This is a genomic window from Kribbella sp. NPDC104218 (assembly GCF_055584105.1).
The window spans coordinates 21,958-44,829 of the sequence record NZ_JBVJMQ010000001.1 but is presented as its reverse complement, the minus strand read 5'-3'; the positions used below and the strand labels follow the sequence as shown (position 1 = coordinate 44,829).

At 69.0% G+C, this 22,872-nt stretch carries 14 protein-coding genes; 11 read left to right on the top strand and 3 right to left on the bottom strand.

Annotated elements, in window-relative coordinates; genetic code table 11:
* Window positions 1-2 precede the first annotated feature (2 nt).
* The 5 genes from ACZ6ZD_RS00160 (at window position 3) to ACZ6ZD_RS00140 (ending at window position 3,605) form a co-directional block, all read left to right on the top strand.
* Window positions 3-1,313: a lysine N(6)-hydroxylase/L-ornithine N(5)-oxygenase family protein gene (locus ACZ6ZD_RS00160; protein ID WP_465666737.1), complete on the top strand. Its 1,311-nt coding sequence runs from the start codon at window positions 3-5 to the stop codon at window positions 1,311-1,313.
* Window positions 1,313-1,543, top strand: a complete 231-nt coding sequence (locus ACZ6ZD_RS00155; protein WP_465666735.1) for an MbtH family protein — start codon at window positions 1,313-1,315, stop codon at window positions 1,541-1,543. Before ACZ6ZD_RS00160 ends, ACZ6ZD_RS00155 begins: the two co-directional genes overlap by 1 nt.
* Before the next feature lie 11 nt (window positions 1,544-1,554).
* A complete protein-coding gene (panD, locus tag ACZ6ZD_RS00150) occupies window positions 1,555-1,968 on the top strand; it encodes an aspartate 1-decarboxylase (protein ID WP_465666733.1) in 414 nt (137 codons plus the stop codon).
* Window positions 1,969-2,052: 84 nt separating this feature from the next.
* Window positions 2,053-2,799 carry a 4-hydroxy-tetrahydrodipicolinate reductase gene (dapB, locus tag ACZ6ZD_RS00145; RefSeq protein ID WP_465666731.1) on the top strand — a complete coding sequence of 249 codons (747 nt, stop codon included), beginning with the start codon at window positions 2,053-2,055 and terminating at the stop codon, window positions 2,797-2,799.
* The gene (locus tag ACZ6ZD_RS00140) at window positions 2,799-3,605 is read left to right on the top strand and encodes an alpha/beta fold hydrolase (protein WP_465666729.1); all 807 of its coding nucleotides are present in this window, start codon (window positions 2,799-2,801) and stop codon (window positions 3,603-3,605) included. Before dapB ends, ACZ6ZD_RS00140 begins: the two co-directional genes overlap by 1 nt.
* On the opposite strand, the gene ACZ6ZD_RS00135 is transcribed toward ACZ6ZD_RS00140, so the two are convergent.
* A complete protein-coding gene (locus tag ACZ6ZD_RS00135; protein ID WP_465666727.1) occupies window positions 3,578-4,249 on the bottom strand; it encodes a 4'-phosphopantetheinyl transferase family protein in 672 nt (223 codons plus the stop codon). The two genes, ACZ6ZD_RS00140 and ACZ6ZD_RS00135, sit on opposite strands and share 28 nt — an antisense overlap.
* Window positions 4,250-4,306: 57 nt before the next feature.
* Between ACZ6ZD_RS00135 and ACZ6ZD_RS00130 the strand changes: the two genes are divergently transcribed.
* Window positions 4,307-5,932, top strand: coding sequence for a (2,3-dihydroxybenzoyl)adenylate synthase (locus ACZ6ZD_RS00130; RefSeq protein ID WP_465666725.1), 1,626 nt, complete (start codon window positions 4,307-4,309; stop codon window positions 5,930-5,932).
* 4 nt (window positions 5,933-5,936) lie between these two features.
* On the top strand, window positions 5,937-7,145 hold the full coding sequence (locus ACZ6ZD_RS00125) for an FAD-dependent oxidoreductase (RefSeq protein ID WP_465666723.1): 1,209 nt from the start codon (window positions 5,937-5,939) through the stop codon (window positions 7,143-7,145).
* On the opposite strand, the gene ACZ6ZD_RS00120 is transcribed toward ACZ6ZD_RS00125, so the two are convergent.
* The gene (locus ACZ6ZD_RS00120; RefSeq protein WP_465666721.1) at window positions 7,138-16,308 is read right to left on the bottom strand and encodes an amino acid adenylation domain-containing protein; all 9,171 of its coding nucleotides are present in this window, start codon (window positions 16,306-16,308) and stop codon (window positions 7,138-7,140) included. The genes ACZ6ZD_RS00125 and ACZ6ZD_RS00120 overlap by 8 nt on opposite strands.
* A gap of 100 nt (window positions 16,309-16,408) precedes the next feature.
* On the opposite strand from ACZ6ZD_RS00120, the gene ACZ6ZD_RS00115 reads away from it, so the two are divergent.
* Genes ACZ6ZD_RS00115 through ACZ6ZD_RS00100 form a run of 4 tightly spaced genes read left to right on the top strand, consistent with a single transcriptional unit; the run spans window position 16,409 to window position 20,974 of the window.
* Window positions 16,409-18,088 (top strand): ABC transporter ATP-binding protein, encoded by a 1,680-nt coding sequence (locus ACZ6ZD_RS00115; RefSeq protein ID WP_465666719.1) that lies wholly within the window; start codon window positions 16,409-16,411, stop codon window positions 18,086-18,088.
* A complete protein-coding gene (locus ACZ6ZD_RS00110) occupies window positions 18,085-19,836 on the top strand; it encodes an ABC transporter ATP-binding protein (RefSeq protein WP_465666717.1) in 1,752 nt (583 codons plus the stop codon). The genes ACZ6ZD_RS00115 and ACZ6ZD_RS00110 overlap by 4 nt, the downstream gene beginning before the upstream one ends.
* Window positions 19,833-20,723 (top strand): class I SAM-dependent methyltransferase, encoded by an 891-nt coding sequence (locus tag ACZ6ZD_RS00105; protein ID WP_465666715.1) that lies wholly within the window; start codon window positions 19,833-19,835, stop codon window positions 20,721-20,723. Before ACZ6ZD_RS00110 ends, ACZ6ZD_RS00105 begins: the two co-directional genes overlap by 4 nt.
* Window positions 20,723-20,974: a phosphopantetheine-binding protein gene (locus ACZ6ZD_RS00100; RefSeq protein ID WP_465666713.1), complete on the top strand. Its 252-nt coding sequence runs from the start codon at window positions 20,723-20,725 to the stop codon at window positions 20,972-20,974. Before ACZ6ZD_RS00105 ends, ACZ6ZD_RS00100 begins: the two co-directional genes overlap by 1 nt.
* A gap of 46 nt (window positions 20,975-21,020) precedes the next feature.
* Here the strand turns inward: ACZ6ZD_RS00100 and ACZ6ZD_RS00095 are convergent, their stop codons facing one another.
* Window positions 21,021-22,871, bottom strand: coding sequence for an SIP domain-containing protein (locus tag ACZ6ZD_RS00095; protein ID WP_465666711.1), 1,851 nt, complete (start codon window positions 22,869-22,871; stop codon window positions 21,021-21,023).
* Window position 22,872: the final 1 nt, after the last annotated feature.

Here is a 22,872-nt window from a genome sequence, read left to right as displayed (position 1 = left end):
CGATGGATGAGTCGAGTGCCGAGGTCGACATCCTGGGGATCGGCTTCGGGCCGTCGAATCTGAGCCTGGCGATCGCGATCGAGGAGTTCAACGATCGCCGTGCCGACGAGCGGCCGCTGACGGCACGGTTCGTCGACGTCCGGCCGCGGTTCGGATGGCACGACGCGATGTTGCTGCCGGGCGTGACGATGCAGATCAGCTTCCTGAAGGATCTGGTCTCGCTGCGGACGCCGACCAGCCCGTTCACGTTCCTGAACTATCTGCAGGAGCAGGGCCGGCTGTCCGACTTCATCAATCTCAAGACGTTCTTCCCGACCCGGCGTGAGTTCCACGGCTACCTGAGCTGGGCCGCGAGCCGGATCGCCCTTCCGGTCTCCTACGGCACGAGGGCGACCGGGATCGACTGGAGCGGCGAGCGGTTCGAGGTCGCGCTCGAGTCCGTGGACGGCGGTTCGGCGGTGACGCGAGTCGCGGCCCGCAACGTCGTGATCGGCTCCGGTATCCGGCCGGTGCTGCCGGCGGGCATCGTGCCGGGCGCTCGGGTGTTCCACAATCATCAGCTGCTGGATCGGCTGGCCAAGCTGCCCTCGCGGCCGCACAGCCGATTCCTCGTCGTCGGGTCCGGGCAGAGCGCGGCGGAGGTCGCTGCGTACCTGCACGATTCGTACCCCGACGCGGAGGTGCACGCGTCCTTCCGCCGGTTCGGCTACTCGCCGTCCGACGACACGCCTTACGCCAACCGCATCTTCGATCCGGAGGCGGTCGACGAGTTCTACACGGCGCCGCCGGAGCTCAAGCAGCAGCTGCTCGACTATCACGGGCAGACCAACTACTCCGCCGTCGATGCCGACCTGATCAAAGACCTCTACCGGCGTGAGTACGACGAGAGCACGCGCGGCGTCCGCCGGCTGATCGTGCACCGGGTCACCGAGATCGAGCGGCTGAGCGAGGGGCCCGACGGGGTCACCGCGACGATCCGCGACCTGGGCGACCGGGGCAGCAGCACGGTCGAGGTCGACGCGGCCGTCTTCGCGACCGGGTTCCGGGCCGCCGACACCCGCGGCATGCTCGGGCCGACGATCGACGCGTCGTCCTCGTTCGAGGGTGAGCTCCCGATCGTCGAACGCGACTACCGGCTGCGGCTGCCCAGCGTGCCCGAGCGGATCTTCCTCAACGGCGGAGTCCAGCACAGTCACGGGTTGACGTCGTCCCTGCTGTCCAACGTCGCGATCCGCGCCGCCGACATCCTGCGCGCGATCACCGAGGATCACCACGCCGCCCAGCAACGACTACCTGCCGAGGAGCAGTACTGATGGCTCAGAACCCGTTCGACGACGACAACGGTTCCTTCTACGCGCTGATCAACGGCGAGGAGCAGCACTCGTTGTGGCCGACGTTCAAGCCGGTCCCGGCCGGCTGGAGCATCGCGTACGGCGAACCCGGCGGCAAGCCGCGCCAGGAAGTACTCGACTGGATCGACGAGCACTGGACCGACATCCGCCCGAAGTCGCTGCGCGACCACGTTTCCACCACCAACCGATAGAGGAGCCGGACATGCTTCGCGAAGTCCTGGGCGGGAAAATCCACCGCGCCACCGTCACCCAGGCCGACCTGCACTACGTGGGGTCCCTGACGCTCGACGTCGACCTCGCGCGGGCCGCCGGCCTGATCGAGGGTGAGAAGGTCCAGGTCGTCGACATCACCAACGGGGCCCGGCTCGAGACCTACATCATCAACGGACCGGCCGGCAGCGGCGAGATCTGCATCAACGGCGCGGCGGCCCATCTGGTCCACCCCGGCGACCTGGTGATCATCATGTCGTTCGTCCAGGCCGAGGAGTCCGAGCTGGTCGGCTACGAGCCGAAGGTCGTCCACGTCGACGAGAACAACCGCATTATTGCCTTGGGCAACGACCTTGCCGAGCCGGTGCCCGGGGCCGCCGACCAGCTGTCGGCGCGCCTGGGCTGAGGCCTGTTCGCCCCGCTCCCGGGTCTCATTGGGTGAGACTCAGGACACTGGAGCGGGGCGTTCAACTTAGGTTAGGCTATCCATATGAATCGAATTGCTGTGGTGGGGGCCCGCGGGCGCATGGGCGTGGCGTCGGTCCGCGCCATTGAGGCCAGCTCCGATTTGACCGTGGTCGCCGAGATCGACATCGACGACGACGTCCAGGACATCGTCGACAACAACGCCGAGATCGTGCTGTTGTTCTCGCCGCCGGATGTCGCCCACGAGCAGCTGCAGTGGTGCATCAAGCACGGGATTCATGTGGTGGTAGGGACTTCCGGCTTCGACGAGCAGTCCGTGGAGCAGATCCGGGCCGCGCTCGTCGACCATCCTGAGGTCAAGGTGTTCGTCGTCCCGAACTTCTCGGTCAGCGCGGTGCTGATGGCCAAGTTCGCCGCCCAGGCCGCCCCGTACTTCGAGTCGGTCGAGATCATCGAGATGCATCACCCGGGCAAGGTGGACGCGCCCTCGGGGACGGCGCAGCACACGGCCGAGCTGATCGGTCGCGCGCGCGCCGAAGCGGGCTGCGCCCCGTCGCCGGACGCCACCTACCTCGACCCGCACGGCGTGCGCGGCGGGCGGATCGAGGGCGTCTCCGTCCATGCGGTCCGGGTCCGCGGGTTCATGTCGTCACAAGAGGTGCTCTTCGGCGTCGACGGCGAAATTCTGCGCCTGCGCTACGACTCCGTCACCCGCGAGTCCCTGATGCCCGGTGTGCTCACCTCGCTGCGCGCCGTCCCGAATCTGACCGGCGTCACGGTCGGGCTCGACGCGGTGCTGAACCTGGGCTGATGCCGCTCCTGTCGGTCGGCGACCTCGATCTGCGGTACGACGTCGCCGGCGCGGGTGACCTGGTCGTCCTCGTGATGGGGACCGGCGCGAAGGGCAACGTCTGGACCTTGCATCAGGTCCCGGCGCTGGTCGGCGCCGGCTACCGGGTGGTGACATTCGACGCCCGCGGGATCAGCCCGATGCCGGTGGCCGACGGCTTTCCCCGGATGACGATCGACGACCTGGTCGACGATCTCGCACAACTGATCGAGCATCTCGGCGGCCCCGCGCATGTGGTCGGAACCTCGCTGGGTGCACGCGTCGTCCAGGAGCTGGCGCTGAGTCGGCCGGAGCTCGTCCGGCGCGTAGTGGCGATGGCGGCGCATGGACGGCTCGACGAAGTGAATCGGCGTCTGACCGCCGGTGAGCGGCTGCTCTTCGATACGTCCGTGGTGTTGCCGGCCGAGTACAAGGCCGCGCTCGACGCGATCCTGAACCTCTCGCCCGCGACCTTGGCCGATGCGGGCAAAGCGCGGGACTGGCTCGACGTCCTCGCCTACTCGTCCGGACCGATGGACGCCGGCCGGCGCGGTCAGCTCGAGATCTCCGCCCAGCTCGGGAACCGGCTGACGGCGTACGGCGCGATCGCAAAGCCGTTGCTGGTCATCGGTTTCGCGGACGACCGGGTCATCCCGACCTACCTGGCCCGTGAGGTCGCCGAGGTCGTACCGGGCGCGCAGTACGTCGAGATTCCCGACGCCGGCCATTTCGGCTACCTCGAGCAGCCGGCGAAGGTGAATCAGGTGCTGATCGACTTCCTTGGTTGATGAACCGCCGTCAGCACATGGTCGCCCGTGACCGTCCATCGGCCGTCGAATCCGGCGATCGTCGTACCGGGGAGCAGTATCCGCCCGGTGAACGTGCCGTCCTCCGGGTCGATGACGAGCTCGCAGTCGGTGAAGTCGAGCCAGGCCCGCGTCAGCGGATACCACGTCTTGTAGATGCTCTCCTTGGCGCTGAACAACACCCGGCCCCAGTGGATCGTGGGGTACTGGGCCGCGAGCCTGGTCAGCATCCGCACCTCACCGGCAACGGTGACCGCGCGGTCGACGCCATCAGGAAGCGGCTGATGGACTTCGGCATCGATTCCGACCGAGGCGATACCCGGTGCGCTCGTGACTGCCGCAGCACGGTATCCATCGCAGTGCGCCAGGCTGCCCACGACGCCGTCAGGCCAGATCGGTTCGCGCTTCTTCCCGGCCAGGATCGGCACGGCCGGATGTCCGAGCCGCGCGAGCGCCTGCCGCGCGCAGTAGCGGACCGTCGCGAACTCCGCGCGCCGCTTCGGTACGGCGCGCGCGATCGCCGCGTCCTCCTGCGGCAGCAGGGTGCTGAGGGGGACGTCGCTGGTCCGCTCGACGACCTCGACGACGTCCGGCAGCAGCGCTGAGATCCCGGTCCGGCCGGTCATTTCGTTAGGGTAGCCTACCCTTTACGGGCTGGGAGGCAGCTCCTCGAAGGGAAACCAATGAGCATCGAACCGCTGGCCCTTGACGGGGTCGTTCCGTTCCCGCCGGAGACGGCAGCCGAGTACGTCGCCGCCGGATACTGGCGGGACCAGACGCTGCCGGAGCTGCTGTTCGCCACCGCGGAGCGGTTTCCCGACAAGCTCGCCGTCATCGACCGCAAGGCCGAGCTGAGCTACACGCAGCTCACGGACGAGGTCCTGCGCCTCGCGGCCGGCCTGCAGGAGCTGGGGATCGACCGCGGCGACCGCGTCGTCGTCCACCTGCCCAACATCTACGAGTACATCGCCTTCGTCTTCGCCTTGTGGGAGATCGGGGCGGTTCCGATCGTCGCCCCGATCGCGCACCGCCGGGCCGAGATCGAGCACTTCATCGAGATCGGCGAGGCGCGTGCGTACATCACCGTCGCCTCGGACAGCGGTACCGATCTGGCCGCGATGGCCGCCGAGCTGAAGCAGCGCTGGTCGCATCTCGAGCACACCGTCGTCCTCGAGCGGGACGGCGGCGGCGCCGAGTACGAAGCGTTGCAGTCCAAGGGATCGCTCGCGCACGCGCGCCGCTGCAACCCGCAGGACGTCGCGCTGTTGCAGATGTCCGGCGGTACGACGGGCGTCCCGAAGCTGATGCCGCACACGCACCAGACGTACGGCTACGCGCTGCGGCGCAGCGTCGGGGAACGCGGGATCACCGAGCGCACCGTGCATCTGCTGGTGATCCCGATCTGCCACAGCATGTCGACGCGCTCGCCCGGCTTCCTCGGCGCGTTCAGCGTCGGCGCCACCATCGTGATCGCGCCGAACGGTAGCCCCGACACGGCGTTCCCGCTGATCGCGAAGCACGGGGTGACCCGTGTCTCGCTGGTCCCGCCGATCCTGCTGGCCTGGCTGAACTCCTCGCTGCGGAAGTCCTACGACCTGTCCAGCCTGCAGGTGCTCATGTGCGGCGGCGCGAAACTGGTCGAAGCGGTGGCGAGCCGGGTCGAGCCCGAGTTCGGCGTCCAGCTGTCGCAGAGCTTCGGGATGGGGGAGGGGCTCGTCGTCAGTAATCCCGCGGACGTCGACCGCGCCACCAGCGTGCGCTACCAGGGCCGGCCGGCCTCGGCGGCCGACGAGATCCAGGTCATCGATGACGAGGGCAACGAAGTGCCGCCGGGCGCCCCTGGTCACCTGCTGACCCGCGGGCCGTCGGTGATCCGCGGCTACTACCGCAACCCCGAGCAGAACGCGCTGGCCTTCACCAGCGACGGCTTCTACCGCACCGGTGACATCGTCGAGCGCGACGAGCGGGGTTTCATCCGGGTCGTCGGCCGGTCGAAGGACCAGATCAACCGGGGCGGCGAGAAGATCGCGCCTGAGGAGCTGGAGAACGCGCTGCTCACGCACGACGGCGTCCACAACGTCTCGGTCGTCGGCATCGATGACGACGTGCTCGGCGAGCGGGTCAAGGCGTACCTGATCCCCCGGACGCCGGAGAGCGCGGCCGAGCTCACGTTGGGCAAGCTGCGCCAGTTCCTGCGCGACAAGGGGCTCGCGACGTTCAAGCTCCCGGACGTCGTGGAGGTCGTCGACGAGTTCCCGTACACCGCCGTCGGCAAGGTCAGCAAGCGCCTCCAGCGCGAGCTGAACTAGCCGGATGTCGACACGTGTCCTCGTCGTCGGAGCCGGCCCGGTCGGAATGGTCTGCGCGCTGGCGCTGAACCGGCTGGGCATACCGGTGACCGTTCTCGAGTCCGAACCGGCGCCGGTCAAGGATCAGCGCGCGGCGACCATCCACCCGAGCACGCTGGAGATGCTCGACGAGCTGGGCGTCACCGAGAAGATCATGGCGCACGGTTTGGTCTCCAGCACCTACCGCTTCCACGACCGGCCGACCGGCGAGGTCGTGGCGGAGTTCGATCTCGGCCGGCTCGCGAACGAGGTCCGGTTCCCGTACGTGCTGCAGTTCGAGCAGTACAAGCTGACCGCCGCGATCGCCGCGGAGTACGCGAACGAGTCCGATTTCGACGTCCGGTTCGCGCACACGCTGACCGGCCTGACCGAGACCGCGAACGGTATCGAGGCGGAGTACACCTCAGCGGCCGGGCCGGAACGCCTGTCGGTGGCCTACGTGATCGGCTGTGACGGCGGCCGATCGACGGTCCGCAAGCTCGCCGGGATCGACTTCGAGGGCTTCACCTATCCCGAGCGGTTCATCAAGATCGCGACCAGCTTCGACCTGCAGGCCGTCAAGCCGAATCTGTCGTTCCGCAACTACTTCTCCGACCCCAACGAGTGGGCCAACGTCTTCAAGGTGCGCGGTGAGTCCCCCGCGGGGCTCTGGCGGGTGATCCTGCCGATCCCCGCCGACGAGGACGACGCCACCGCGTTGTCACCGGCGCGCGTCGAGCAGCGGCTGCAGAAGTTCCTCCCGAAGGCCGGCGCGTACCACGTCGAGTACCGCGACGTGTACGGCGTCAACCAGCGGGTGGCCGCGAGCTTCCGCCGCGGGCGGATCCTGCTCGCCGGCGACAGCGCGCACGTCAACAACCCGATCGGCGGGATGGGGATGAACGGCGGTATCCACGACGCCGTCAATCTGACCGAGAAGCTCGCCAAGGTGATCGCCGGCGCGAGTGACGACCTGCTGGATCTCTACAGCCGCCAGCGTCGCCATGCCGCGGTGAACTACGTGCAGGCGCAGACGATCGCCAACAAGCGGTTGCTGGAGGAGCGCGATCCCGAGGTGCGGCGGCGCAACTTCGACCAGTTGCGCCGGACCGCCGAGGAGTTCGGGACCGCGCGTGCCTATATGCGCCGCGCGGCCCTGTTCGACAGCCTTCAGGACGCCGCCGCCGTCACCTGAGCAGTAGCTCGGCCAGCAGCGGGCCCCACTTCGGAATCCCGGAGTCGGGCTCGAGGATGGACTGGTGGTCCTCGTCCGCGGCGACGAAGAAGGAGAAGTCGGTCAGGTAGCTGTCCCAGCCCAGCGCGTCCTCTCGACCCAGCTCCGCCATCCGGGCGCCATGTGTCGCGGACGACGCGATTACGAGCGTCCGGATGTCGAGCGTGCCGCGCGTGGGCGCCGCGGTCAGGACGTCGCACCGGAGCCCGGCCGTCTCGACAGCCTTGAGCTGCTGCGCGTCGGCGAGCAACGCGTCGTACGCCTCCTGACCGAAGGCTTTCAGCATCTCGTCCCGCATCGACTCGGCGGTCCCCGGTCGCTCGAGGCGCTCCGCGGCGTTCTCCGCGCCGGCGGGCATGGCGTCCACGATGACCAGGGATTCGACGCGCTCGCCGCGTTCGATGAACTGGCGCGCCACGGCGAACATGATGTGCGCGCCGTACGACCACCCCACCAGCTCGTACGGGCCGGCCGGCTGCAGCTCCTGGATGACGTCGGCATAGGTCGAGGCGAGATCGTCGATATCGTCGAACTCGATGTCCACACCGGCGATCGCCGGATCGTCGAGGCCGACCAGCCCGACGCCGTCCGGCAGATAGCTCGACAGCTCCGCGTACATGAACGAGGCGCCGAACTTCGGGTGGGCGCAGAACACGTTGCGGCCGTTCCGGGACGGCGTGAGCCGGGTCGCGATCGCGGTGATGCCGACCTCGGGATCGGCGTCCGGATGCAGCTTCCGATCGATCACCGAGCTCAGCTCGCCGATCGTCGACGCGGTGATGACGTCGCGCATCGCGATGTTCACCGCGAAGGCGCGATTCAGCTGCGAGGCCAGTCGCATCGCCGCGAGCGAATGCCCGCCGAGCCGGAAGAAGTCGTTCGCGGCTCCGAGCTCCAGACCCTCGTCGAGGTCGAGCACGGCCCGGAAGATCGCGGCCACCGCGAGCTCCGTCTCCGACTCGAGCTCCCGGCCCGCGCTGACTCCGGACGCCGCCACGTCCGGCGCGGGCAAGGCCCGGCGATCCAGCTTCCCGGTCGGGGTGAGCGGGAAGGTGTCCACCACGACCAGGGCCGCCGGGACCATGTAGTCCGGCAGGAACTTGGCCAGGTGATTGCGCAACGGCTCGGTGACGTCGGCGTCCGTGATGGTGCTGTAGTAGGCAGCCAGCTGCAGCCCGGTCGAGTGCTCGAAGGCGACCACTTCGGCCCGGGTGATCCCGGGGAACTCCTGGACGACGTCCCGGATCTCGTCCGGCTCGATCCGGTAACCGCGGATCTTGATCTGCTCGTCGGCGCGACCGAGGTAGTCGATCATCCCGTCGTCGTTCCACCGCGCGAGATCGCCGGTGCGATACATGCGTGCGGCCGGCTCCCACGGGCAGGCGACGAAACGTTCGGCGGTCATGGCGGCCTGGCCCCAGTAGCCACGCGCGGTTCCCTCGCCGGCCAGGTAGAGCTCACCCGCGACACCGGGCAGGGCGGGTTGCAGGTTCTCGTCGAGGATGTAGGCCCGGGTGTTGAAGATCGGCGTCCCGACACTCGACGTCGTGCTGTCGGCCAGGTCAGCGCCGAGGGCGTTGATCGTGTACTCGGTCGGTCCGTAGAGGTTGTACGACTCGACCCCGGGTGCGTCGCGCAGCTGCTGCCACAGCCGGTCGGGGACGGCCTCGCCGCCGAGGGAGACGAAGACGACACCGGGCGCGTCGGAAGCCACGGAGCGGCCGGCCGGACGATCGCGGTCGAGCAGTCCTTCTTCGACGAGCAGTTGCCCGTACGACGGGGTCACGTCGAACCCGTCCATGCACACCTCGTCGTAGTGCGCCAGCAGCCGCTGGTGGTCGCGGCGCATCTCCTCGTCGATGACGTGCACCTCGTGGCCGTTCAGCAGCCAGAACAGCTGCTCCCAGGAGGCGTCGAAGGAGAAGGACGTCGTGTGCGCGATCTTCATCCGGCGACCGAGCTGGTGGTCGACGACTCGATCGAAGATCTTCTCGACGTGGTTGACGTACATGTTGGTGAGCCCGCGGTAGCCGACGGCGACGCCCTTCGGCCGTCCGGTGGTTCCCGAGGTGAAGATGATGTACGCGAGGTTGTCGAGCGAGACCGGCCCGCCGCGTTCGGCGTCCGTGATCGGATCGGGAGCGGTCCGTGCGAGGCGATCCAGGATCGTCGCCGAGTCCAGGTTGATCACCTGGCCGGCAGCGCCGGTGATCCGGTCCACGTCGCGGTCGGTCGTCAGCGTCACGGTCGGTTCGGCGACCTCGACCATGTAGTTGATCCGCTCGTCCGGCAGCTCGCAGTCCACCGGGACGTAGGCGGCGCCGAGCGCGAACACCGCGAACATCGCGATGACCGTGCGCTCGTCACGCGGTAGCAGCAGCGCGACCCGATGCTCAGGACGCACGCCCTCCTCCAGGAGCAGGCGGGCGTAGCGATTCACCTCGGCGGCGAACTCCGTGAAGGTGAACCGGCGCGGACCGGCAACCAGCGCCGTCTCCGACGCGGACACCAGCACCTGCCGGTTCAGCAACTCGGCGACCGTGACCGGCTCGATCTCGCGGACGAGATCAGCGGGGATACCCGTGTGCGGGTCGGTCTCGGTCGGCAACAGCGCGGACAGCATGCCGACCGGCTCGTCGAGCCGTCCGGTGAGCGAGACGAGGACCTGGACGTAGCGCTTGAGCAGCAACTCCGCGGCCGACGGTTCGAACACGTCGCGGCGGTAGGACAACCGCACGTGTACGGTCGCGGCTCCGTCGCGCTCCTCCGGGTCGACCGCGAACGTGACGGGGTAGTGGGTCGCGTCGTCGACCTTGGCGCCGACGACCTCCAACCCGCCGATGTCCTTCCCGCCGGTCTTGGCCAACGGCATGTTCTGCACCACGAACAACGTGTCGAACAGAACCGGTACGCCGGCATTGGTCTGGATCTGGGTCAGAGCGGCTTGCGGATGGTCGATGACGCCCAGCAGCTCGGACTGGACCTGAGCGAGCAGCTCCCGCTTGGTGGCGAACGGCGGCAGGTTCACCCGCATCGGGACCGTGTTGAACAGCAGTCCGATGATGCGGTCGGCGTCCGCCAACGCCGGCGGCCGGCCGGAGACGGTGTTGCCGAAGACCACGTCATTGCTACCGGTGAGCCGGCCGAGCGTGATCCCCCAGGCGGTCTGCAGCAGGGCGCCTGCCGTGACCTTGGCGTCGCGGGCGGCCTGGAACACCGTCGCGGCCTCGGCCGGGCTGAGATCGAGGTTCAGCTCACCCATCTCGCCTTGGGCGTCACCGCGGTCGACGAAGTCCGGGCACAGCAGCGTCGGGCCGGTCACCTCCGCCAGGTAGTCGTCCCAGGCGCGATAGGCGGCACCGGGGTCCTGGTCGTCGACCCAGTCCAGGTACGAGCGGAAGGACGCCGGGGGCACCCGATCGACGTACCCGGGATCGCCGTAGATGCTGAGGATCTCGGTGAGCAGCGAGTTGATGGACCAGCCGTCCAGCAGGATGTGCTCGAAGCTCATCACCAGCGTCCACGCGTCGTCGCCGTGTTCGAGCAGCGTGAAGCGAATCAGCGGCGGCGTCTCGAAGTCGAACGGCTCACCGCGCTCGGCGGTGAGGAACTGCTCGACATCGATAGCGTGGTCCCGGATCACCCGCACCGGGACCTCGACGCCGGACGGGATCACCTGTACGTCCCCAGGCGGGACGAACGCGGCCCGGAGGTTGGGGTACCTGTCCATCGCGCTCGTGATGGCAGCCGTCATCCGCTCGGGATCGAGCGCTCCCACGAGCTGCCGGGTGATCTGCGAGACGTAGGTGTTGTGGTCGTCGGACTCCTGGGACCGCAGGAGGTGGTAGAACAACCCGCGCTGCAGCGGGGCGAGCGGAAGGATCTGGGCGTCGCGCCCGTACCGGGCGCGGATGGACTCTTCTTCGCCGGGCGTGAGCGTGACCCGGTCAGCGCGTCGCAGCGTGAACGCGGCTCGCCGCTCGCGGCCAGGCGCCGGGACGCCGCTGATCTCCTCGGCGATCGCGGCGGCCAGCGCCTGTGCATCGACATCGGCAGTGGACGCCGAGGCTGCCCACACGCGGACGGCGTCCGCGGCAATGAGGACCTGGATGTCGAGCCCGTCCTCGGCAGGTTCGAGAATCAGCTCCGCGTCGCTCCGGAAGATGCCGACCCGGATTCGCGGCGTCGGAACATCGTCGAAGAAGCGGCTGAACCGGGGGTGCCCGGCCAGGACGGCGTACTCGGCCGCTCGCTCCGGGCTCAGCCCGATCACGTCGCCATCATCAAGCCGGACAGGGAATCCGGGACTGCCGGACTCGTGGAGCTCGACCAGCAGATCACCGTCGGCGATCTCAGCCAACGCCTTGGCGACCGCCGTCAGTACGACGGAGCGCAGCGAAGTTCCGGCGAGGGTGGACGTGGCACGGCTGGCCGTACCACTCGAAGCAGCCGAGTCGCCGCGCTGCCGCAGTACCGTGTCGGTCGCATCAGCGAGTTCGTCGACCCAGTCCTCCCAGAACGGATCGTCGACGATGGCGGTCAGCTCGTCGTCGCTGTGCTCGGTTGCGATTCGGGCCGAGGTGACGACCATCGGAATGCTTGCCTGGTAGGCCGCGACCAGCTCGGTGAGTTTCTCCCGGACCGCGTCCAGCAGTTCTGGGTTGCTCGTCTCGCCGACCAGCTCACCGGTGCCGTCGTCGCGGATTGCCAACTGCAAGTTGCCCGACAGGGCGTGGCTGACGTGGTCGATCGCGACCCGCCAGTGCGGAGCCACGCTGATGTCGAAATCGTTGAGTGGCAAGTGGAAGCGGTGGACCGCACCGGTGGCGGGGAGATCGTTGCCTCCGGCCCGGACAATCTGGGCGAGTTGCTTGACCGTCACGTCCGGATGCTGAGCGCCAAGTACCAGGAAGCGTGCGGTGTTCCGCAGCAACCGTGCGGTGGTCTCCGCCGAGAACAACTCGCGGGCCGCGTTCAGGTTCACCCCGAAGGCGCCGCTACCCAGCCGTTCGATACTCGACACGAGATCGAACAGCGCGGGCTGAGCGGCCAGCGGCCCGGCCGCGGCGGTCGATACGTAGTTCCGCAGCGGCGACGCGGCGTCGCCGCCGCGATCCACGTAGGCGGCCATCACCTGGAAGAGCGGGCTGATCCCCACCTGGCGCGGCGGGTTCACCGCCTCGACGACGTGCTCGAACGGAACGAGTTTGTGGTCAGCGGCCTCGAGCATCCGATCGCGGCATCCGAGCAGCATCTGCGCGAACCCGGCGTCGGCGTCGATATCGGCACGCACCACGACGGTGTTCACGAAGTAGCCGATCAGGTCCTGCAACTCGGGCTGGTCGCGCAGACTGGCCGGGGTGCCGATCGGTACGGTCTCGCCGGCTCCTTCGTCCCAGAGCGCCAGGGAGAAGGCCGCAAGTAAGGCCTGCAGCGGAGTGGCCTTGTGCTCGATCAGGAATTCGTCGACCGCGGCTGTCTCGGTGCCGGTGAGGGACGTCGAGGCAGGCCGGATGGTTCGTTCTTCGGAGCTGTCCCGGGACTGGTCGAGCGGCAGCACGGTCTCCGTCGGGAGATCCGACAGCGTGTTCTGCCAGTACTGCAGGTCCGACTGATAGCGGGATGCCGGGTCGTTCCGGCTCCCGAGCACGTGCCGCTGCCAGACCGTGAAGTCCGCGTACTGCGTCGGCAACGGTGCGAGCTCGGCGGGCTTGCCGGTTGCCGCTTCGACGTAGAACCTGTTCAGTTCCTGAATCAGCGTCCCGAAGGAGTCCGCGTCGGTCACGATGTGATGCCCGTAAGCGATCAGCACATCGCCGTCGGAGTGGCGCAGCAGATGGAATTTCAGCCCGAACTCGGAGGTGAAGTCCAGCGGCAGCGCGGCGACCTGAGCGATCTTGTCGGGGAGCGATCCGGAATCGACCTGTTCGATCTCCAGGACCTTGGCGTCGTCCGCGGGTTCCGGAGCGATGACCTGGCGCAGCGACGAGCTCTCCTCGTCCGGCACCAGGATCGTGCGCAAGATCTCGTGCCGGGCGACGACTCGGCGTACCGCCGTTGCCAACGCATCCAGGTCGAGCCGCTCGTCTGCCTGCAGCACGACCTCGGTCCGATAGATCGAGCGGCCGGCGATCTGCTCGGTGAACCAGAGCGATTGCTGGCCGTAGGAGACGGGGAGGACGGCGGGGCGCGGTAGCTCGCCGATCCGGGTGCCGGAGGTCTCGACGGCTCCGGCGGTGCTGTCGGCGATGCGGGCGAGCTCGTTGATCCGGGGGTGGTCGAAGACATCGCGCAAGGTCAGCGCGGCGCCGAGCAGCGCGTTGGCGCGGGCGACCACGCGGGCGGCCAGCAGGGAGTGTCCGCCGAGGCGGAAGAAGTCGCTGTCGGCACCGAGTTCGTCGGTGAGCTGTAGAACGTCGCGGAAGATGCCCGCCAAGACGATCTCGGTGTGGCTCTCCGGTGCGCGGCCGTCAGCAGCACCTGCGGTCAGGTCAGGCCGCGGCAGCGCGCGACGGTCCAGTTTCCCGTTGGCAGTAACGGGGAATCGGTCCAGCTGGGTGTACGTCGTGGGGACCATGTAGTCCGGCAGCGACTGGGCGACATGCGCTCGCAGCTCCTCGTCCGGCACGGCGCCGCCGGTCAGGTAGGCGGCGAGGAACTTGCCGCCGGCGGGGTGCTCCAACGCGACGACTGCCGCACCCGAAACCTCTGGGTGCTGTTCGAGGGCGGCGCGAATCTCGGCGGGTTCGATCCGGTAGCCGCGGATCTTCACCTGGTCGTCGCTGCGGCCGAGGTATTCGAGTTGTCCTGCGGAGTCCCAGCGCGCGAGGTCGCCGGTGCGGTAGAGCCGGGTTCCGTTGTCGTTGGCAACGAATCGCTGGGCGGTGAGGGCCGGGTCGGCGATGTAGCCGTCGGCGAGTTGGACGCCGCCGAGGTAGAGCTCTCCTGTTGTTCCGGCCGGTACCGGGCGCAGCCAGCTGTCGAGGACGTGCGCCGTGGTGTTGGCGACCGGGGCGCCGATCTGAAGGTGCCCGGTGGTGGCGTCGCCGGTGACTTCGGTGGAGCCGTAGAAGTTGTGCAGTTCTGCTTGTGGTGCAGCGGATCGCATGCTGTTCGCGGTGGAGCGGGTGAGCGGTTCGCCCGAAGAAATCCAGTGCTTGAGCGTCGTCAACGGCGCGTCGTTCCGGACGAGGACGTCGGCGAGGCTGGGCACAGTGAGCAGATGGGTGACGCGGTGCTGCGTGATGGTGTCGAGGAGCCCGGCCGGGTCCTGGGCGGTTTCGGCGGGGACGACAACGATTCGGGTGCCGGCGATCAGCGGGCCGAACAGCTCGGTCACGGCGTCGACGAATCCGAGGCCGCTCTTGGAGAGCGCGACGTCGTCCGGCCCGTAGTTCAGTAGTTGCCGGCCCCAGGCGAGGCGGTTGACGAGTGCGCGGTGGGAGAGGGTGACGCCCTTGGGATTGCCTGTCGTTCCGGAGGTGAAGATGACGACGGCTGCATCGAGGTCGTTCACCGGCCGGTTCAGGACCGGCGCCGTTTCCGCACTGGCGCCTGGGACTTCCGTGATCACGACGGCGGGTGCGGCGACGTCGAGGATGTGTTGGATGCGATCTGCGGGGTAGGCCGGATCGATCGGCACATAAGCCGCTCCGGCGCGCAGGACGCCGGCCAGCGCGACGACCAGGTCGACCGACCGCGGCATGGTGATCGCGACCCGGTCTCCGACCTGCACACCCCGCCCGACGAGGTCGTTCGCGAAAGCGTTGACCCGGGCGTCGAACTCGGCGTAAGTCAGAGTGCCGTCCGCAGCGACGATGGCGACCGCGTCCGGGCTGGCCGCAACCTGTCGGCGGAGCAACTCGTCAACAGTTGCCCTGGGCACCTCGACCGTTTCGCCCTGGGGCTGCGACGAGGTGTCCGGGGTGATCAGTTCGTACAGGGTCGGCGAACCGCCGAGGGCGGCGCCGAGGAAACGACCGAACTGTTCGGCATGCAACGCGGTATCGCCGATGGCGGAGCCTGTCGACAACTCGAGGCGGAGTCCGGCGTCGGCGTCGCGGTAGATCGCGAGATCGAGGGACCCGACCGGGCCGGTGCTGATCGTCTCGCTGACGCCCAGGCTGGACGCCGAGTCGAAGAGCCTGATGTTGATGGTCGGCAGGGTGAGGTACGACGCCTGCCCGCCCGGCCAGGAGCGGGCGATCTCGTGGTCTTCGACAGCTGTGTGCCGCCGCGAGGTCTTCAGCTGGTCCGCGACCACCTGGAGCACGTGGCTGACGGTGTCGTACGGGCTGATCGCGGTGACGACCGGGATCGCTCGTGAGATCGCGCTGGGTGTTTTCAGCGCCTCGCGGTCGTCACGCAGCATCAGCGGAACCCGGACAGCGAGGTGATCACGGCTCTCGGCGAGCGCGGTGTAGACGCCCCACAAGGCGATCAGCGCATCGGTCCAGGTGACGCGCGCGGCGCGGGCGAGCTGCTGGATCCTCGGATAGGCGTCGTCCGGGATCGGGACGGCGACCGGTCGGCTCGACGAGACGAAGACCTCGGACAGGTCCTCCGCCGGGCCGGCGGTCTCGATGCCGAGGATCTCGTTCCAGTACACGAGATCTGCGTCGGTGCCGGCTTCGTGGGTGAGGTTCTGCAGGCTGCCGAACCAGCCGTCGGGCACGGCGTCGCCGGCGAAGATCTCAGCGACGCGGCGAATGAACAGCGAGATGCTGTAGCCGTCGACGAGCAGGATGTTGGTGATCAGGATCCACGCCCAGCTCCCGTCGCTGCGGCGAACCAGCGTGGACGACGTCGCCGGCTCGGCCGTGGTGGCCGGTGCGGTCATGAGTTGTCCGCGGGCCAGCGCCCGGATCCGGTCGTCGCCGTACGTGGCGTCGACGATCTCTGTCGGGAGCGTCACATCCGGGTCGACGTACAGGAACGGGACGCCGTCGTCGTCGCCGAAACGGGCCCGGAGCGCATCGGTCTCGGCGAATGCGCGGCTGACCGCGGCGGCGAACGCGGCCGGATCGACCGTGCCGTCGAGCCAGATCAGCTGACCCGCGCAGAAGACCGAAGACTCGGGAGCGAGCTTGCGTGCCACCCAGTTGCCCCGCTGGCTCGTACTCAACTCCACACGATCAAAAGCCGTCAACGGACGCACACCCACTTCTCTTGGGACGAGGTGACGATCACTGCCACAGCAATGAAGGTTAGGCTAACCTTGCGCCGTGCCGCCATCCATCCCTGCGATCCCGTGGGCGCCCGCTGACCCACCTGCCGTCCAGCCGTTCGCGGCCGATCCCGGGATGACAGCCGGCCGATTTCTGCTCCGTGTGATCCTCTCTGTACGGCGGGTGACCGTCCCGGCCGCGCTGGCCGCCACGCTGTGGCAGGTGGGCGAGGCGGCGGTCCCGGTGGTGATGGGCCTTGCGATCGACCGGGCGCTGGCTACCGGGGATGCGGGCCAGCTGGTCCTGTGGATCGGTGCGTTGGTGGGCCTGTACGTCGGGCTGACGGCAGCTGCGAAGTTCGCCATCCAGCTGACCGCGTACGCCATTCAGCTGCTGCAGCATCGCCTCCGGAGCACTCTCTCGGCCAGCGTGCTGCATCCGGTCGCAGGCGGCGCCCACGCGCCGGACGGCGGTGTCGTCTCGCTGATGACCAACGACGTCGGCCGGATGGCCAACGGCGTTCAGCTGGTGATCATGCCGATCGCGCGGGTCGTGACCATCGGATTCATCGCCGTCTCGCTGCTGACGACGCACTGGCTCCTCGGGCTCGCGGTGCTGGTCGGGGCGCCGGTGGCGGTGTGGTTGATGGGTGTGCTCAGCGAGCGGCTGTCGCGGGACACCCGCGAGTACCAAGGGCTGCTGGCCACCACGGTCGGGCTGGCCACAGATGTGGTGGCCGGCTATCGGGTGGTCAAGGGGATCCGTGCTGAGACCGAGGCGACCCGCAGATACCAGCAGGCAAGCCAGGAGACGCTCGTCGGCGCCAAGCGGAACGCAGGGCTGCTGGGGAGGTTCCTGATGGGCTCCGGTGTGGTCACCGGCGTGTTCGTCGCAGCGGTGATGGGGCTGGCGGGCTGGTTCGCCGTCAACGGTCAGCTGAGCATCGGCGAGCTGATCGCCGCCGTCGGGCTCGCTCAGGCGCTGCTGCCGCAGATCCAATCGATCGCGAACGACTCCATCCCCAACCTCGCCGGGTCGCGCGCGTCGTCCGCACGCATCCTCGACGTGCTGCAGTCCGATGTCGCCGCGGTGCCCGAGCCCGACGACGCCGTACCGTCGCCGGTTGCGCAGCTGCCGGTGCTGGAGGTGTGCACGCCCGGTACGACGATCCGGGTGGAGCCCGGTGAACTCGTGGGTGTCCGCACCGACGACGTGACCGCGGCCCGTATCGCAGAGGCGTTGCTGGACCCGCACGAGCCCGGCGGCGAGATTGCGGTGCGGCTGGACGGCGTCGCGGCGGGTGAGCTGAGCGCGCGGGAGTACCGCGCCCGGGTCACCTTCACACCGCACCGGGTGACGCTGTTCGGCGGAACGATTCGCGACAATCTCACTGTTACGGCGGCCACTCCCGAGCTGGTGCCGGCGGCGGTGCGAGCCGCGGCCTGTGACGACTTTGCTGCCGATCTCGACCTTCCGGTCGGCGAGGACGGTAACCGCTTCTCCGGCGGTCAGCTCCAGCGACTTGCGCTGGCGCGCGCCCTGGCGAGCGACGCGCCGGTGCTCGTGCTGCACGACCCGACCACGGCGGTCGACTCGGTTACCGAACACACGATCGCGGAGCGGATGCGCGCCGTCCGCGCGGGCCGCTCGACGCTGCTGATCGCGTCGTCCCCCGCCTTGCTGAGCAGCTGCGACCGCGTCGTCGACGTACCGGTCAGTGTTGGGAGAACCGCGTGAGCCAAGCATCCGCCGCGCTGCCGGTCGCGAGCGGCAAGCAGACAGCCAAAGAGGTCTGGCGGCTCAGCCGCGGGCATCGCCTCCGGCTCGTCGCTGTCGGCGTATTGGGGATCGTCAGTACTGCCGTCAACGTGATCCCGCCGGTCATCATCGGGTTCCTCGTCGACCGGGTCCGGGCCGGGACCGCTGACCTCGGCACTGTGCTGGTGGTTGCGGTCACGATGGTGCTCTCGGCGGTTCTCGGCGCGGCCGGAACCGCGGTGACGATCGTGCTGGCCACTCGCGTCTACCACACCATCCTCGCCGGACTGCGCGAACAGCTCGTCGGCCGCGCGATGACGCTCCCGCAGCACCTCGTCGAACGCGCCGGGACGGGCGACCTGATCTCCCGGACCAGCGACGACGTGACCGCCGTCGCCGACGCCGCGCCCGCGGTCATCCCGGCCCTTACCGTCACGGCGTTCACCATCGTCGTCTCGCTGGGCGGGTTGGCAGCGCTGGAATGGCCGTACGCCGCCGCGTTTGCCGTCGTCCTGCCCGTCTACGTTTTCGTCATGCGCTGGTACCTGCGCATCGGTCCGCGGGTCTACGCCGCCGAACGTGCGGCGATGAGCGCGCGGGCCCAGCAGATCCTCGAATCCCAGCGTGGCTATGCCACCGTGCTCGGGCTCGGGCTCACCGAGCAGCGGCACCGCAGCGTCCTGGCCGCGTCCTGGGACGTCGCGCTGTGGACGCTTCGCGCCCGCGCTGTCGGCGTCCTGCTGAGCCTCCGCCTGAACCTCGGCGAGTGCCTGAGCCTCGCCACTGTCCTAGTCGTCGGCTTCTTCCTGATCAGGGCGGACGTGTCCACCGTCGGCGCGGCCACCGCCGCGATGCTGCTCGTCCTGCGCCTGCTCGGACCGGTCAACGAACTGGTGTTCGTCGTCGACGACCTCCAGTCGGCCCTGGCATCGCTCAGCCGGATGATTGGCGTCGCCACGATTCCGGCGGAAGCAGACGAGCCGGCCGCGACCGCCGGTACGGGCGTCGCGGTGCGGCTCGACGAGGTCGCCTTCCGCTACGGCGACGGCCCTCGCCTGTTCGACGACCTGACCCTCGACATCCCGACCGGGCAGCGGACTGCTGTGGTCGGCGCGTCCGGGGCCGGTAAGACGACGCTGGCCGCCGTCATCGCCGGCATCCATCTCCCCGAGGACGGGACAGTGGCCCGGCCCGGCCGGACGACGTTGATCACCCAAGAGACGCATGTGTTCGCGGGCACCCTGCGGGACAACCTCACGCTCGGCGCCCCGACGGCCACCGACGACGACATCCAGGCCGCGCTGGACGCGACGGGCGCGGCCGGTCTGCTCGACCTGCTGCCGGACGGTCTGAACACGATGATCGGCACCGGCGGACATCCGCTGACCGATGCGCAGGCTCAGCAGCTCGCCCTGACCCGGCTCCTGCTCGCTGATCCGGAGCTGGCGATTCTCGACGAGGCGACCGCCGAAGCCGGCTCCACCCACGCGGGGTTGCTGGACCGGGCTGCCGACGCGGTGCTGCACGGACGCACCGGACTGGTGATCGCGCATCGCCTCTCGCAAGCGGCGACCTGCGATCGCATCGTCGTCATGGAGCACGGCCGGATCATCGAGAGCGGTACCCATGACGAGCTGGTCGCCGCCGGTGGCGTGTACGGCGGGCTGTGGAGCGCCTGGGAGGCCGGACGGAGCATGAACACCAAGGTAGGAAGGACTGGCTCATGACGGGAAGCCCGGACCGGGGCGGAGGGGCTGTTGTCGGTACGCCGGACAACACGGCGGTACGGACCGCGTTGTGGCGCGCCCTGCACACGCAGGTCGACGAGCTGCCGCGCGTCCTCGAGGACACGCTGGGGGCCCGGCTGGTGCAGGACGACGACGGCTGGCGTGAACGCGCCGACATGGTCCCCGCCGCCTCCCGGGGGCAGCGAGCCACGATCGTCGGGCGGGCACGGCTGACCGAGGAGCTGGTGGCGGAGGCCGCGAGCCGCGGCGTGGATCAGTACGTCGTCCTCGGCGCCGGCCTGGACACCTACGCTCAGCGTCATCCGGAGACGACGATGACCGTCTTCGAGATCGACCAGCCGGAGACCCAGGCCTGGAAGCGGCACCGCCTGGCCGAGCTCGGGCTGGGCATCCCGGATCACCTGCGCCTGGTCCCGGTCGACTTCGAGGCGCACGACGACTGGTGGGAGCGCCTGCAGGCGGCGGGTTTCGACGCCACTCGTCCCGCGGTGGTGTCCTGGCTGGGCGTCACGATGTACCTGACCCAAGAGGCCACGTCGGCGACGCTCAAGCGGCTGGCCGACCTGCCGGCCGGCTCCTCGCTGATCCTCACGTTCTTCCTGCCGCTCGAGGATCTCCGGCCCGAGGACGTCCCGATCCGGCGCGCTTCCCGAGAGGGCGCCCGGCGTTCCGGCACGCCGTTCGTCAGCTTCTACACCCCCGGCCAGGCCATCGAGCTGGCCAAGCAGGCAGGGTTCGCCGACGTCGAGCACGTCTCGGCGACCGGCCTGGAGGAGCGGTACTTCGCCGGCCGCACCGACGGCCTGCGCCCGTACAGCGGCGAGGAAGTTCTGATCGCCACCGTGAAAACGAACGAGGAGTTCTGATGAGTCTCACCACCGAGCAGCTGATCGCCGACGTCGCCGACGTGCTGTACATCCAGCCCACGGAGATCGACTACGAGCTGAGCCTGCGCGACCAGGGGATGGACTCGGTCCGGCTGATGGATCTGGTGGAGCGCTGGCGCACCGCGGGAGTCGACCGGATCGACTTCATCACCCTGGCCGAGGACTCGCGGCTGGGGCACTGGATCGAGGTCATCGAGAAGCTCCAGGCGGGTGAAGAAGTACCGTCCTGACCCGGCGGCAGGTGGGTGGTGCGGTCCCAGGGACCGCACCCACACCTCACGGCGCCAGCACGCGCAACGTGTTGCCCCAGCCGACGAGCGACGTCTCGACCAGCTTCAGGCCGGCGTCGGCGATGACCGCCTCGAGCTCGTCCTTGGTGCGGTATCCGGATCCGTGCAGGGTCAGCCGCAGGATGTCGAGCTCCGCGTCGTGTTCGTCCAGCTCCTCGGGGTCGAACGTCGCCTCGACCAGCAGCACCCGGCCATCCGGGCCCAGGCTCGCGGCGGCCCGCTGCAGGATCAGCCGCGCCTCGGCGTCCGGGTACTGCCCGAGCGTCTCGACGATCAGGACGGCGTCCGCGGGCTCGGTCTGCTCGAACACCGACTGCTCGGCGATGCGGATCCGGTCCCGTCGCGATTCGTCCGGGATGCTGGTCGGAAGGTCCTTGCGGAACCACTCGGCCGCGGTCGGAAGCGCCACGATCGTGACGGTCGCCTCCGGATGGGTCGCGGTCAGGTTGTCGGCGTGGACGCCGGCGCCGACCGAGTGCACGACGATCGTGCCGGCGCCCGCGAGGGCGGGTGACTTCGCGAGCGGCTCGGCGAGGATCTGCACGAACCGGGACTTGCTCTCCAGCCGCTTGTGCTCGAACGACGCCTCGCCGCGGAGCGCACCCCAGTCCTGGCCGGTGACCGACGCCAGCACCGGACGATCGTGGCGGACCGCCTCCTCGATGCCGTGGAAGGCCTGCGTCATCCGGAAGTCGACGCCGTCGGCAACCAAATGGTCGAGGACGGCCTCGCTGGTCAGGTACTCGCCGGTCTCGGTGAGTTTGTACTCGTCGCCGTCGCGGTCCACGAGCTCGATCGCCTGCAGGTAGCGCAGGAACTTCGCGAGCGAGCGTTCCTTCGCGCCGGTGTGCTCCGCGAGCGCGGGGAGGGTGCGGACGCCGCGGCTGATGCAGTCGCCGATCCCGAGGTTCGCGGCCGCCCGGATCGCCAGCGGCGGCAGCAATTCGGACATCTCGTGGAACTTCTTGAAGGCCCCCTCGTTGCGCTCCGGGTCCGGCAGGGCGGGATCCTCGTCCAGCGCCACCACCTCGGCGCGCCGCCAGTAGCCGGTGAAGTCGATGTCGGCCTTGTCGGCGCCGCGCTCCTCGATGAGGTACCGCCGCAGATCACGGACGACGGACTGCTCCCCGGCGAGCCATGCGAACATCGAACCGTCGCGCCGGCCGCCCGCGCGGACCGCCTGCAGCAGCAAGGGCTCGGTCCCCGCGGGGACTCCGTTCCGCACCACCCAGGTCACCTCGACGCCGGGGCGCGCGGGGAAGTCGATCCGGTGCGCCTCCTCGGCCACCTCGATGTAGACCTCGGCCTGCGCGTCGTCGGGCAGCTCCGCGAGCAGGCGGTCGATGGCCGGGATGGCCGTGTCGTCACCGACTACAAGGTGCCAGTCGTAGCCCTCGGCCGAACCGTTCGAGACCGACGGTCCGCCGACGTGGAGGCGATCGCCCGGGCTCGCCCGGTACGCCCACGTCGTCGCGACGCCCACGCCGTGCTTCACGAAGTCGATGTCGAGCTCGCGCGTCTGCGCGTCGTACCGCCGGACCGTGTAGACCCGCCAGAGCGACGCCGGGTCGGACGGCCAGCGGTACTTGCCGTCCTTGTACGCCGGGAGCACCGGCTCGCTCTCGCCGGGGTACGGGAAGATCAAGCGGACGTTGTCGTCGAAACCGTGGCTCGCGAACGCGGGGAACGTCGTACCGTCGTCCGCGGTGAACGAGCCCAGCTGATCACCGGTCAGGGTGATCCGGCGCAGGCCGGGAGTGACATCGACGACCCGCGCCACCTGCAGCTCCCGCAGCACAATGGCGTGGACGACGGTTGGGCGGACGCGACGCGGCACG